Origin of the sequence: Nocardia puris (assembly GCF_036051655.1) — a bacterium.
Classification (GTDB): domain Bacteria; phylum Actinomycetota; class Actinomycetes; order Mycobacteriales; family Mycobacteriaceae; genus Nocardia; species Nocardia puris.
Window position 1 is genome coordinate 7,367,514 of the sequence record NZ_CP107943.1, and the last position, 13,425, is coordinate 7,380,938.

General features: G+C 69.9%; 11 protein-coding genes. 7 read left to right on the forward strand and 4 right to left on the reverse strand.

The window, feature by feature from the left end:
- The first annotated feature begins 41 nt into the window (after nt 1-41).
- From OHB21_RS34195 to OHB21_RS34205, 3 genes are read left to right on the forward strand one after another with little or no spacing between them, the layout of a single operon-like run.
- Complete coding sequence (locus OHB21_RS34195; protein WP_195125573.1) at nt 42-1,505, forward strand: class I adenylate-forming enzyme family protein; 1,464 nt, start codon at nt 42-44, stop codon at nt 1,503-1,505.
- Between the two features lie 36 nt (nt 1,506-1,541).
- Nucleotides 1,542-3,344 carry a DUF3556 domain-containing protein gene (locus tag OHB21_RS34200; protein WP_067504649.1) on the forward strand — a complete coding sequence of 601 codons (1,803 nt, stop codon included), beginning with the start codon at nt 1,542-1,544 and terminating at the stop codon, nt 3,342-3,344.
- Nucleotides 3,341-4,768: a phytoene desaturase family protein gene (locus OHB21_RS34205; protein WP_195125572.1), complete on the forward strand. Its 1,428-nt coding sequence runs from the start codon at nt 3,341-3,343 to the stop codon at nt 4,766-4,768. The genes OHB21_RS34200 and OHB21_RS34205 overlap by 4 nt, the downstream gene beginning before the upstream one ends.
- Nucleotides 4,769-4,887: 119 nt before the next feature.
- Here OHB21_RS34205 and pucL read toward each other — a convergent pair whose 3' ends face one another.
- The 4 genes from pucL to OHB21_RS34225 all read right to left on the reverse strand — a co-directional run bounded on the left by pucL (nt 4,888) and on the right by OHB21_RS34225 (nt 9,649).
- The gene (gene pucL / locus OHB21_RS34210) at nt 4,888-5,787 is read right to left on the reverse strand and encodes a factor-independent urate hydroxylase (protein WP_195125571.1); all 900 of its coding nucleotides are present in this window, start codon (nt 5,785-5,787) and stop codon (nt 4,888-4,890) included.
- 258 nt (nt 5,788-6,045) lie between these two features.
- Nucleotides 6,046-7,350: an amidohydrolase family protein gene (locus tag OHB21_RS34215; protein WP_067504659.1), complete on the reverse strand. Its 1,305-nt coding sequence runs from the start codon at nt 7,348-7,350 to the stop codon at nt 6,046-6,048.
- A gap of 126 nt (nt 7,351-7,476) precedes the next feature.
- A complete protein-coding gene (locus OHB21_RS34220) occupies nt 7,477-8,460 on the reverse strand; it encodes an isopenicillin N synthase family dioxygenase (RefSeq protein WP_067504662.1) in 984 nt (327 codons plus the stop codon).
- Nucleotides 8,461-8,482: 22 nt separating this feature from the next.
- A complete protein-coding gene (locus OHB21_RS34225; protein ID WP_067504665.1) occupies nt 8,483-9,649 on the reverse strand; it encodes a nitrate ABC transporter substrate-binding protein in 1,167 nt (388 codons plus the stop codon).
- 302 nt (nt 9,650-9,951) lie between these two features.
- Here OHB21_RS34225 and OHB21_RS34230 point away from each other — a divergent pair, with 302 nt between their 5' ends.
- The 4 genes from OHB21_RS34230 (at nt 9,952) to OHB21_RS34245 (ending at nt 13,406) form a co-directional block, all read left to right on the forward strand.
- Nucleotides 9,952-10,734 (forward strand): ABC transporter ATP-binding protein, encoded by a 783-nt coding sequence (locus tag OHB21_RS34230; RefSeq protein ID WP_067504668.1) that lies wholly within the window; start codon nt 9,952-9,954, stop codon nt 10,732-10,734.
- Entirely contained in the window at nt 10,731-11,621 is an 891-nt protein-coding gene (locus tag OHB21_RS34235) for an ABC transporter permease (RefSeq protein WP_067504671.1), read from the forward strand. Before OHB21_RS34230 ends, OHB21_RS34235 begins: the two co-directional genes overlap by 4 nt.
- A 20-nt stretch (nt 11,622-11,641) precedes the next feature.
- Nucleotides 11,642-12,685: an isopenicillin N synthase family dioxygenase gene (locus OHB21_RS34240; RefSeq protein WP_067504674.1), complete on the forward strand. Its 1,044-nt coding sequence runs from the start codon at nt 11,642-11,644 to the stop codon at nt 12,683-12,685.
- Nucleotides 12,686-12,761: 76 nt separating this feature from the next.
- Nucleotides 12,762-13,406 carry a GntR family transcriptional regulator gene (locus tag OHB21_RS34245; protein WP_067504677.1) on the forward strand — a complete coding sequence of 215 codons (645 nt, stop codon included), beginning with the start codon at nt 12,762-12,764 and terminating at the stop codon, nt 13,404-13,406.
- Nucleotides 13,407-13,425 lie beyond the last annotated feature (19 nt).

Sequence of the window (13,425 nt, forward strand, 5' to 3'; positions counted from 1 at the left end):
TTTAGGGAGTCATCAGCCGGACCACCACACCAGGACCGCCCATGCCTCTCGCCGATCTCCCCGGCACGCGCCGACGCCAGAACCCCGGCGCGCCTTGCCTTTCCGACGACGACGTCACTCTCACCGCCGCGCAGTTCGACGAGCGGGTGCGCCGCGCCGCCGCCGCGCTGCGGTCGCACGGCGTGGGGCCGGGCGACGTGGTCGCCGTCATGTTGCCGAACACGGTGACGTTGGTCGTCACCCTGTTCGCCGCCTGGTACACGGGTGCGGCGCTCACGCCCGTCAATCCGGCGCTGACAAACGCCGAGGTCGATTACCAGCTCACCGACGCGCATGCCAAGGTGCTCGTCACCGACAGCACCTACGCGTCGGGCGACACGATCGTGGTCTCCCCCGCCGAACTGCTCCACCCCGAACCGGTGGCGACCGAACCGGTCCGCGTCGGCGACGCCGAGCCCGCGCTGCTGATCTACACCAGCGGCACCACCGGCCGCCCGAAGGGCGTGGTGCTCGACCACGCGAACCTGAATGCCATGTGCGCCATGATGATCGACGCGCTGGGACTGTCGGCCGCCGATCACAGCCTGCTGGTGCTGCCGCTGTTCCACGTCAACGGGATCGTGGTGAGCACGCTCTCGCCGCTGCTGGCGGGCGGGCGCACCACCATCGCCGGGCGCTTCAGCCCGAAGACGTTCTTCGACCGGCTCGTCACCAGCGGCGCCACCTACTTCTCGGCGGTGCCGACCATCTACACGATGCTCGCCGACCTGCCGCCGCAGGTCCGTCCCGACACTTCGCGGGTGCGGTTCGGCATCTGCGGCGCGGCTCCGGCCAGCGTCGAACTGATCGAGAAGTTCGAATCCCGTTACGGCATCACGATTGTCGAGGGTTACGGCCTGTCCGAGGGCACCTGCGCCAGCACGCTCAACCCGGTGGCCGGGCCGCGCAAACCCGGCACCGTGGGCCGCCCGCTGCCGGGCCAGCGCGTGCGGATCGCCGACGAGACGGGCGCGCCGGTACCCGACGGCGAGGCGGGCGAAGTACTCATCCAGGGCCCGAATGTCATGCGCGGCTATCTGAATCGTCCCGCCGAGACGGCGAAGACGCTGGCCGGCGGCTGGCTGCACACCGGCGACATCGGCTACCTCGACGCCGACGGCTACCTGGTGCTGGTGGACCGCGCCAAGGACATGATCATCCGCGGCGGCGAGAACATCTACCCGAAGGAGATCGAGAACGTCGTCTACCAGCTGCCCGAGGTCGCCGAGGCGGCCGTGGTCGGCAGGCCCAGCGCGCTGTACGGCGAAGAACCGGTGCTGTTCGTCGCGCTGAACTCCGGCGCGGACCTGCCGCCCGAGCGGATCCTCGCCCACGTCGGCGCCCGGATGTCGAAATACAAACTGCCCGTGGACGTCACCGTGCTCGACGAGCTGCCCAAGAACGCGGTCGGCAAGCTCGACAAGCCCTCGCTGCGCCGCGCCCTCGTCACCGCCGACGCCGTCTGACATCGCACCCTCCGAAACGAATCAGGGGTTACTCCAATGGGATTCACCACACCAGACCTGCCGGCAGTGGAGCCGGAATCGTTCCTGCGCAGACCGCTCATGGAGCGCATGCGCATCCTCGCGCTCGACTGGGCCGACAACGGCTTCGGGTCGCCGCGCATGGTGCACCTCGTCTACATCGCGAAGCTCGTCGTGTTCTTCGCGATCGGCGGCATCACGGTGGCGACGCTCACCTCGGGGCTGCCCGCGTTCTGGCATGTCGCCGACTGGTGGAACCAGCCCATCGTCTACCAGAAGGTCATCCTGTGGACGGTGCTGCTGGAGGCGATCGGCGTGGCCGGGTCCTGGGGGCCGCTGGCGGGCAAGGTCAAGCCGATGACCGGCGGCATCCGCTTCTGGGCGCGGCCGGGGACCATCCGGCTGCGGCCGTGGCGGTGGGTGCCGGGCACGAACGGCGACCGGCGCACCTGGGTCGACGTGACGCTGTACCTGGCGCTGCTGGCCAGCCTCGTGGTCGCGCTGGTTTCGCCTGGCGTGCCCAGTGATTCGCTCGCGAGCGTGGCGCCCTCGATCACCTCGGGCCTGGTGGCTCCGGCGCTGTTGATCGCGCCCATCGCGCTGCTGATACTGGTGGGCCTGCGGGACAAGACGATCTTCCTGGCCGCGCGCGGCGAGCAGTATCTGCCCGCGCTGGTGTTCTTCGCGGCGCTGCCGTTCGTGGACATGATCGTGGCGCTGAAGATGCTGATCGTGGTGGTGTGGGTCGGCGCGGGCTTCTCCAAGCTGAGCAGGCACTTCTCGAATGTGGTTCCGCCCATGGTGTCCAACAGCCCGTCGATTCCCTTCAAGTTCGTGAAGCGGGCGCACTACCGGGACTTCCCGAAGGACATGCGTCCCTCGCGGCTGGCCGATGTGATGGCACACGGCGGCGGCACGTTCGTCGAGATCGTGGCTCCGCTGACCCTGCTGTTCTCCACGAACAAGTGGCTCACCTTGGCGGCCGTGCTCGTGATGGTGACCTTCCACCTGTTCATCATTTCGACGTTCCCCCTGGCGGTTCCGCTGGAATGGAACGTGGTGTTCGCCTACGCGACCGTCTTCCTGTTCCTCGGATTCCCGAACTGGAACGGTTTCTCGCTGGCCGACATGTCCTCGCCGTGGCTGCTGATCGGCCTCGCGGTGGCACTGCTGTTCTTCCCGGTGCTGGGCAATCTGCGTCCCGACAAGGTGTCGTTCCTGCCCTCGATGCGGCAGTACGCGGGCAACTGGGCGTCGGCGGTGTGGGCGTTCGCGCCGGGCGCGGAGGACAAGCTCAACCGCGTCACCCGCTCGTCGGGCAACCAGATCGACCAGTTCATCGCCTTCGGCTACGAACCGCCGTGGGCCGAGATCACCCTGCAGAAGACGGTCGCGTGGCGCAGCATGCACAGCCAGGCGCGCGGCCTGTTCTCGCTGCTCATCGCCCGCCTGCCCGATGTGGATACGCGCACCGTGCGCGAGGCCGAGTTCCTGTGCAACTCGATCCTGGGCTTCAACTTCGGCGACGGGCACCTGCACGACGAGGACATGATCCGCGCGGTGCAGAGCGAGGCGCGCTTCGCACCGGGCGAGTGCGTGATCGCGTGGGTGGAGTCCGAGGCGTTCGGCAGCGGCATCCAGCGCTACAAGCTGATCGACGCAGCGCACGGCGTCATCGAGACCGGCACCTGGCGGGTGGCCGACGCCGTCGCCGAGCAGCCGTGGCTGCCGAACGGGCCGATCCCGCTGCACGTCACCTGGTCGCTGGCGGCGGCGCGGGCCGAGCGCCCCGCCGAGCAGGGTCGCGAGGCGCTGGCGTGAGCACGGCGACGGTGGTGGGCGCGGGCCCCAACGGGCTCGCGGCCGCCGTCGCCCTCGCCACCGAGGGCGTCACGGTGACCGTGCTGGAGGCGGCCGACGAGATCGGCGGGGGGACAAGGAGTTCCGAAGCCATCGTGCCGGGGCTGTTACACGACCACTGTTCGGCGATCCATCCGATGGCCGTGGGGTCGCCGTTCCTGAACGGGCTCGGACTGGACCGGTACGGGTTGACCTGGCGGCTGCCCGAGATCGACTGCGTCCACCCGCTCGACGACGGATCGGCGGGCGTGCTGCATCGCTCGGTCGAGCGGACCGCCGCCGGGCTCGGCCGTGACGGCGCGCGGTGGCGGTGGGCGTTCGAGGGACCGGTCGCCCGGTACGACGCGCTGGCCGAGGACATCATGCGGCCGCTGCTGCGGGTGCCCCGGCACCCGATCACGTTGGCGCGCTTCGGCGCACCGACCGCGCTGCCCGGTTCGGCGTTCGCGCGGTACTTCCGGACGCCGCAGGCGCGCGCACTGTTCACCGGAGTGGCGGCGCACGCGTTCCGGCCGCTGCACTACCCGCTCACCTCGGCGATCGGGTTGGGCATCCTCACGGCGGGCCACCGTTACGGGTGGGCGGTGGCCGAGGGTGGGTCGCGGGCCATCACCGGCGCGCTGGCCGCGTTGCTCGCCGATCTGGGAGGCAAGATCGAGACCGGGGTGCGCGTGGAATCCGCCGCGCAGCTGGCGGATTCGGATGTCACGCTGTTCGATCTGGATCCGGCGTCGGTCGCCCGCATTCTCGGCGACCGGCTTCCCACCCGAATCGCCAAGGCGTTCCGGCGATTCCGGCGCGGGCCGGGGGCGTTCAAGGTCGATTTCGCGGTGGAAGGTGGTGTGCCGTGGACCAACCCCGACGCGCACCGGGCCGGCACCGTCCATCTCGCGGGCACCCACGCCGAACTGGCCGCCACCGAACGCGACATCCACGCGGGCCGGATGCCGGAGCGTCCGTTCGTCCTGGTCGGCCAGCAGTACCTAGCCGACCCGTCGCGATCGGTGGGCGATGTCCACCCGGTGTGGAGTTACGCGCATGTGCCGCACGGCTACCCGGGCGACGCCACCGCCGCGATCATCGCCCAGATCGAGCGCTTCGCCCCCGGCTTCCGCGACCGGATCATCGGCCTCGAAGTCCGGTCCACCACCGAAATCCCCGCCCGCAACGCCAATTTCGCGGGCGGCGACATCATGACCGGCGCCAAGGATCTCCGCCAACTGCTCTTCGGCCCCCGAATCACCCTGTCCCCCTACACCCTCGGCCTACCGGGCATGTACCTCTGCTCCGCCGCCACCCCACCGGGCCCCGGAGCACACGGCATGTGCGGCGCCAACGCGGCGACGCTCGCGCTGGAATACTTGGCGCGCTCAGGACGCGGTTGACGCCGCCGACCGGAAGGCGGTGCGGTGGCGGGACGCGGCTCGACGCCTGCCACGAGGTGACGATCGAGGTGGCACACTCCCTCGCGTCAGGCGGCTGCCGGCCATACAGGACGGCCGATTCAGGCCGCGCCCTTCTGCCAGGACGGTCCCGCGTCAGGGGCGTCGGTGCGGAGGACGGAGGCTTGGATGAGGCCGTAGGGGCGGTCGGCGGCGTGGAAGACCTCGTTGGGGTTGGGGAGGCCGAAGGGGGTGAGGTCGTAGGCGAAGTGGTGGTTGTTCGGGGCGGAGAGGCGGATTTCGGCGATGGGTGGATGAGCTTCGAGGACCGCCTTGCCCATCTCGAACAAGGTCTGCTGCAAGGCTTTCGAGTCGACGTCGGCGAAGCGGTCGATCAAGAGGGCGCGGACGTCCGCGTAGGTGGTGTCCCAAGCGATATCGGTTGCCGTGTAACGCCACTCGACGGTGACCGTGGTGGCGAGGACGCGGTCGGCGGCGGGGCGCAGGGTGGTGTACTCGTCCACCAGGAAGCCCTCGAAGGCGGAGCCGGTGGACTTGAGCAGGGTGAGGTCTTTCAGACCCGCGATCACCCAGGCCTCATCGGCAGTGGCTGTGACGGCGGCGGTGCGCACCTCCTGCCCGCGGCGGATCCAGGTGTGGTCGTGCTCGCGCCCCGCGACGGTCGCGCGCTGCCACAGGTACTCCTCGATATCGATCCGGGCGCAGTCGACGGCGGCGAAACGGCTGGCGAAATGGCGGGCCAGATCGAGGCCGTAGTCCTCGATCGCACCGAGGCGGTCTTTGGCGAAGGCGTAGGCGGTGTTCTTCTGACTGTCGGTCGGCAGCACCGCGGACTGGTCGCCCTCGAGGTGGGCGGCCGCGAAATCGCCACGCAGCGTGGTGGATACGTTCACGTCGCGGATCTCGTGACGGGCGTTCTCGCGGTGGATGCGCACGACGCGGTTCTCGGCTTTGCCGTACTGGTTCGGCCCGAGGACGATCGCGCCCGATAGTGCGGTCATGTGGGTTCTCCTTCGTCTTCGGTCCCGGGCGAACCGGGACGATCGGCTGGAATCCCGGTCAGCGAGAAGGGCCGTCGTGCCACCGCGGACCGGGCAACTCGATGAACGATGCTGGGCTGTCGGACCTCTCGGGTCGCGGCACGGCCGATCGGCGGACGGGTCGCCGGTGGCCGAGAGACGGTGCGGTGAATGATGCTGGGCCGACCGAGTACGATCGCCGGGGAGGGGATGGCTGGGATTCGGACCGGCAACGAACACTCACCCCAGGGCGACGAGCTCCCGGACCAGCTCGGCTTCGTCCACCCGGGTGCTGCGCCCGTCGCGCACCACAACCTCCCCACCCACCAGCACCGTGTCGACGATCCGGCTGCTGCCGGTGGTGAGAATCGACGCTCCGGGATCGCGCACGGGCAGCGTCGCGAAGTCCCGCTCGAACCGGAGCAACGTCAGGTCGGCGACGTCCCCGACCGTAACCCCGCCCGAGCGCGCGGGCAGTCCGAGCGCGGAATTCGCGCCGCCCGAGGCGATGTCGAGCATGTCCGCGAACCCGAGCAGATCGGCCCGCCCGCGCACGGCGCGCTGCACGTAGGCGCCCGCGCGCAGCGATTCCAGCATGTCCTGGGTGTCGTTGCTGGCCGCGCCGTCCACGCCCAGCCCCACCGCGACGCCCGCGTCGAGCAGATCGGGCACGGCCGCCACGCCGCTGCCCAAGCGCATATTGCTCACCGGGTTGTACGACACCGCGACACCGCGTTCGGCGAGTGTGCGCCGTCCGGACTCGTCCAGCGCGACGCAGTGCACGGCGAGCACCCGATCCCACAGGAACCCGTGCGCGTCGAGGTAGTCGACCGCACCGAGCCCGGCGTGCTCGCGGCACATCAGGTCGTCGGTAGGCGTCTCGAGCAGGTGGATCGAGACGGGCAGCCCGCGCTCGCGCGCGAACTCACCGATCGCGCCCATCCCCTCCGGCGTCACCGATCGCGGATTGGGCACCGCGAGCCCGACCTGAATGACGCTGCCCTCGGTGTCTTTCAACAGTTGTTCGGTATGCGCGAGCACGTCGTCCAGCGGTTGCATGAGCCGCGGTTCGAACCCCCACCGCCGGCTGGCGTCCGCGCGGTCGGCGATCCCGCGCCCGAGCACGGCGCGAATCCCCGTATCGCGCAATCCTCGGACGACGGCGTCGTGCACCTCCGCCGAGGGATGCGGCCACATGTGCTCCATCAGCGTCGTGGTCCCGCTGCGCAACGCCTCCAGCGCCGCCGCCACCGTCGCCGTGTAGGCCCGCTCCGGGGTGATCGCGACGGCTTCCGCGCCGACCGCGAGCAACCACTCCAACAGCGGTGTCCCCTCGGCGATTCCGCGTTGCAGCGACTGCTGGAGGTGGGTGTGGGTGTTGACGAAGCCGGGGATCAGGTAGCCCCCGCGCCCGTCGACGCCGCCCGCGCCCGCCGTGCCCGCGGGCGCGATCGCCGTCACCAGCCCGTCCTCGATCAGCACATCACGGTCCGGCAGCCAGCCGCCGCCCGTGTAGACGGTCACGCCGGTGACGGTCGTGGTCATCGCATCCTCCGTAGAGCTCCGGAATCAGTGGTCAGCAGCCGGGATTGAACGGCAGCGTGGTGTGCACGGCGGCGGCGTCCCCGCACAGCCGCCGCAGCGCACCCAGCAGTCCGCGCAGCGCGGCGCTCATCGCGCCGGCCGGGCGAAGTTGGCGTTCACCCGCTGGTACAGGTAGTCCTCCGCGGTGATCGGCGGGTACTTGCCCGCCGGCCCGGAGATCACCACATCCCGGTTGGCCTGCGCGAAGAACGCGAGACTGTAGCGCGCGCCGCGGTATTCGCCGGGGCCGGGCGTCTTCACGCGATGGAAGTTGGAGGGCAGTCGGTCGTCGCTCCAGCGGGTGAGCATGTCACCGATATTGCAGGTGATCACCTCGTCGGCCGGTTCGATCGGCGTCCACTCCTGGGTCTCCATCTCCGCGCCGGGACACACTTGCAGACCGCCCTGCCCGGCACGCTGGAAAAGCAGTGTGAGGCAGTCGAAGTCGGTGTGCGCCCCGGCCCGCCAGGTGTCCGGGCCGAACTCCGCGTCCTCGGGCAGCGCGAAATAGTGCAGCAGTCGAAGCGTGCTCTGGTAGGCGGGTGTGGACGGGTCGTGCGCCGCGGCGAAGAAGTCCCGCTCGAAGCCGAGCTTGTCGGCGAAGCAGGAGAGCACCCGCATGGCCAGCTCCCAGCACGACGCCTCGAAACCCAGCACGGTGTCGCGGAATCCGGGCAGCTCGTCCTCGGTGGGCCACAGGTCGTCCATGTGCGGGCGGGTGACCTGGAAGGACTCCTTCTGGTCCGGCGTCCCGATGGAGGGCCGCACCTGCGTCATGGACTCCCAGCCGGAGTTGAAGCCCTTCTTCAGCGGGTACTTGCCCTTCACCTCGGCGGGCAGCGCGAAGTACGCCTCGGCCGCGGCGAACGCGGCCCGCACCCGCGCCAGGTCGATGCCGTGGTCGACGACCTGGAAGAACCCGATGTCGGTGGCGGCCGACCACAGCTCCTCGGTGATCGCCGCGCGCCGGGAGTCGAAGTCCGCCAGGCTGATCCGGCGGATCTCGCGGTCGGTGGTCTCGATCCCGAGCGCGCCCATCCTGGACTCGCGCTGCAATTCGGTGAGCGTCATGGGGAATCTCCTCGTGGTGGGGTCAGCGGATGCCGATGGACGGGTCGGTGAACCGTGGATCGAACAGTTGCGCGCCGGTCAGATCGGCGGGCAGATTCGCACCGCCCGCGTTGAGGATGGGGAGCAGCTGGTCGACGGTGCGCTGGGTGCGGGCGGGGTCGTAGGTGCCGAACGTGCCGCTCGCCCCGTTGGCGAGAAGCCCTTGCGCGGCAAGCAGTTCCGCGCCCGCCGCGGCCTGGCCCGCGCTGTAGGGCTTGTAGGCGAGGTCGGCGGCGATGATGTCGACGATGGTCTCGTTGGCCCGCTCCGGCGCGCCTACGTAGTCCACGCCGGACTGCTGGATGATCGGCACCAGCCGCTCCAGGCAGGGCGTCAGCGCGTCCAGCTTGTCGGGGCGCACCACCACGTTGGAGGCGTAGATGTCGAAGCCCGCGTCCTTGACCAGCGCGTACTTCACCGGCTTGTTCCAGGCGGGGGTGTCGTTCTCGTAGGAGTAGGGCTCGGAGTTCGCGAAACCCTGCTGGGCGATGGAGGGGTCCCCGACGAAACGGGCGGGGGCGCCGTCGTAGGTGGTGTCGAGCTGGCCGGCCTCGAGCAGGCCACTCGCGACCAGCCACTGCGGGAAGATCTGCTCCTTCGACACCACCACCGTCGCGCCGGACTTGCCGATATCGGCGATGGTCTGCCACTCCGGGTGGGTGGCCGGGTCCCACAGGAGGATCGCGGGGCTGTACTCGAGCAGCGGCGTCAGGCCGATCACCCGCTGGCTGCCCGCCGCCGCCACGAGCTGGTCGCCGTGCACGATGCCGAGGTCGATCTCCTCGTCGACGTAGAGCTGCGAGGACACCGACTGGAACCCGATCGCGGGGCCGCCCGCGCGCAGCGTGAGGTCGACGCCGGTGTCCTTGCCGCCCGCGACCAGCGGCCCGGTGACCGAGCGGGCGTCGGTGTCGACGGTGTAGCCGGGGCCGAGCATCTGGAACAGCGCGCCCATATCCGATTGCGGCTGCCATTGCAGCTGGATGTCGACGGTCGCGGGACACACGTCGGCGAGCGCCCGCGCGCCGGTGGCCGGCTCCAGCGCGACGGCGGCCGTGTCGGTGGCGTCGCCGCCGCACGCGGCCAGGGTGAGGGTGGCGAGGACCGCGGTGGCCAGGGCGGCCGGGGTGCGGAATCGGGATGGTGTCACTGGTCTCCTCGACGGGAAAGCGGCGGGGCAACGCCGGTCGAACGGGGTACCGCGGGGGCGGTGGTGGTCGCCGATCGGGTCGTCCGACGAACGACGACCACTATCGAACGCCGGTGATTACATGCAATGTCGGATTTGTTTCCACTCCGTGAACTCTCCCGATGACGCTGATATGTCCAGGTAAATACGCAGAAAGTCATCCCGGCGTAACACGGGGCAATTGCCACGTCATACATGTAATCCACCATTGGTCACGTTCGAGCATGTGGATCTGCATGCACACACCGACCCGGAGGCCAGGCATGGGGCTCGCGAACACGATGCGCGATTCGGACGCGCGGACACTGACCAAAGGCGTCGAGCTGTCCTTCGATTCCGTCACCAAGCGGTTCCCCACCGGAACCGTCGCCCTCGAGGGCATCGACCTGCGGGTGCGGCGCGGCGACTTCGTCGCCGTCGTCGGTCCCTCGGGCTGCGGCAAATCGACGCTGCTGCGCATGGCGGCCGGTCTGGAACGCCCGACCTCCGGGTCCGCGGCGGTCGCCACCGAATCGGTCGGCTTCATCTTCCAGGAGCCCACCCTGCTGCCGTGGCGCAGCGTGCGCCGCAACGTGGAGCTGTCCATCGAACTGCGCGGCGCCGACCGCGCCACCCGCCGGGCCCGCGCCGACGCCGCGCTGGCCGCCGTCGGCCTCACCGATTTCGCCGGGCAGCTGCCCAAGACGCTGTCGGGCGGGATGAAGATGCGCGCCTCGCTGGCCCGCGCGCTCACCCTCGCGCCGGAGGTGCTGCTGCTGGACGAACCGTTCGGCGCGCTCGACGAGATGACCCGCCTGGACATGCAGGGCGAACTCCAGAAGCTCTACAGCGACAAGGGATTCACCGCCATGTTCATCACGCACTCGGTGTCGGAGGCGGTGTTCCTCGCCAACCGGGTGGTGGTGATGACGCCCCGGCCGGGCCGGATCGCCGACGTGATCGACATCGACTTCCCGTACCCGCGCGACCCCGGCCTGCGCTACGAGCCCGCCTTCACCGACCACGTCTCCCGGATCTCAGCGTCCCTGCACGGAGGAACCCGATGACCGACACCGCCGTCCCCTTGGTGTCCCGCACCGAAATGCCCGCCACCGCGACGAAAGCCAGAGAACCGGCCGACCACTCGGCCACGCTGGGCCGCCTCGCCGGACGCACCGCGAGCGCGATCGGCCTGCCGCTCGCGTCGTTCGCCGTGGGGATCGCCGCCTGGTACGCCGTCACCTACCTCGTGCTCGCGCCGGAGCGCCGCTTCCTGCTGCCCGCCCCGCACCGCGTGCTCACCGAATCGCTGCTCGACCCCGCCCACGTGGGGCCGATGCTGGAGGCGCTCGCGGTGACCGCGCGCGTGGCCGCGATCGGATTCGCCGTGGCGGCGGTGGCGGGCGTCGCGATCGGCACCCTCATGAGCCGCGCCCGGTGGGTGGAGCGGGCGATCTACCCGTACGCCGTCGCCCTCCAGGTGATTCCGATCCTCGCCCTGGTGCCGCTGATCGGATTGTGGTTCGGCTACGGCACCTTCGCGCGCACGCTGGTGTGCGTGATCATCGCGCTGTTCCCGATCATCACCAACACGCTGTTCGGCCTGCAATCCGTGGAGCGCAGCCAGCACGAGCTGTTCACGCTGGCGCGCGCGTCGAAGTGGGACCGGCTGGTGAAACTCGAACTGCCCGCGGCACTTCCGTCCATCCTCACCGGTCTGCGGATCTCCGGCGGACTGGTCGTGGTGGGCGCGATCATCGGCGACATGTTCTTCGCGAAGGGCCAGCCCGGCATCGGCACCCTGCTCGACGTCTACCGCAGCCGGTTGCAGTCCGAAGACCTGTTCGCCGCCATCATCCTCGCCGCGCTGCTCGGCGTCACCGTGTTCGTCGTGTTCAGCGCCGTCTCGCGGGCGCTCGTCGGCAAGTGGCACACCTCGGGCGAGCACCGATGAATCACTCAGGGAGAGAACATATGTCCGACACGTTCGAAGTACCGGCCATCGATATCACGCCCTACCGCGTCGAATCGTCCGCCGAGGCGCGCGCCGAGCTCGCCGCGCGTCTGGACCGCGCCTGCCGGGAGGTGGGCTTCGTCCAGATCGTCGGGCACGGCATTCCCGACGAGGTCACCGGCGCCCTGGCCGACGCGCTCGACGCGTTCTTCGCACTGCCGCTCGACACGAAGAAGGAGTACCGGCGCCCCGTCACCGAGAATCGCGGCTACTCGCCGCCGAAGACCGAGTCGCTGAGCATGAGTCTGGGCATCGCGTCGGCGTCGATGATGAACGACTTCTACGAATCGCTCACCGTCGGCACCGAGGCCGCGGCCTACCCGGGCCTGACCCTGCCCGCCGTGAGCTACGCGCCCAACACCTGGCCGGGCGTGCTGCCCGAATTCCGGCCCGCGATCGAGGAGTACTTCCGGCACGCGCAGGAGCTGTCGCGAATCCTGTTGCGCGCGTTCACCGATGCGCTGCATCTGCCCGAAGGCTATTTCGACGCGCTCACCGATCACTCGATCGAAGTGCTGAAGATGAACAACTACGCGCTACCGGAATCCGAGATCCAGCTCGCCGGTGAGCTGACAGGCATGGGCGCGCACACCGACTTCGGCATCCTCACCATCCTCTGGGCCGACCGCGTACCGGGGTTGCAGGTGCTCGACGGGGACGGCGTGTGGCACGACGTGCAACCCGCCGAGGGCGCACTGCTGGTGAACCTGGGCGACGCCATGGCGCGCTGGACCAACGACCGGTGGCTGTCCACGGTGCACCGCGTGGACCCGCCCATCGTGGACGGCCGCATCCGGCGGCGGCGCTCGGCGGCGTTCTTCTTCGACGGCAACCACGACGCGGTGATCGAGACGCTGCCCGGCTGCCTCGGCCCCGGCGAGACCGGCTATCCGCCGATCACCATCGCCGAGAACATCGCCGCCAAGCTGGCGGGGATGAAGTCCGGCGTCGCGCCGGCCGGTCTGCGCGAAGCCGAGCGCGTGCTGGCGGCCCGCGACCGGTGATCCCGCGCGCGCCACGACGAGCCCGCCACGCCCCGCGTTACCGTGGGGCGTGGCCAGGACCAGCGGAGAACAACAGATGACGACGACCGAGCGCGCCCTGCTCGCCGAATCGGTCCACGCCACCCTGCGCGAACAGATCTTCGCGGGCGACCTGCCGCCCGGTACGCCGCTGAGCGTGCCCGCGCTGGCGGCGAAGCTGAACGTCAGCCGCACGCCGGTGCGGGAGGCGGTGCAGCAGCTCATCAACGAGGGCATCGCCGTCTATACCCGCAACGCGGGCGCCAAGGTCGACACCGTGGACGACGACACCATCCGGTCGGTGTTCCAGGTCCGCGAAGTCCTCGACGGGCTCGCCGCCTACCACGCCACGCTGCGGGCCACGCACCGCAACGTGGCGGAACTGTCGGCGATGCTCGACGAACAGCGCGATCTGCTGGACTCGCCCGCCGACCAGCGCCGCGACGCCCGGCTCGACCTCGAATTCCACACCGCCATCCGCGATATCGCCGACAACAAGCCGTTGAGCGAGGCCCTGTTCCGGCTGGACGGACAGGCGCACCTGTACCGCTCCGACATGTGGACCTCACCCGACAATCGCCGCATCGCCGTGGTCGAGCACGACCGCATCGTCGCGGCGATCCGCTCCGGCGACGCCGAGGGCGCGCGCTCGGCCGCCTGCGCGCACGTGGCCGGCCTGCTGGTGCGCACCCGGCGCAAGTGACGCCGGATTCGTACCTCGT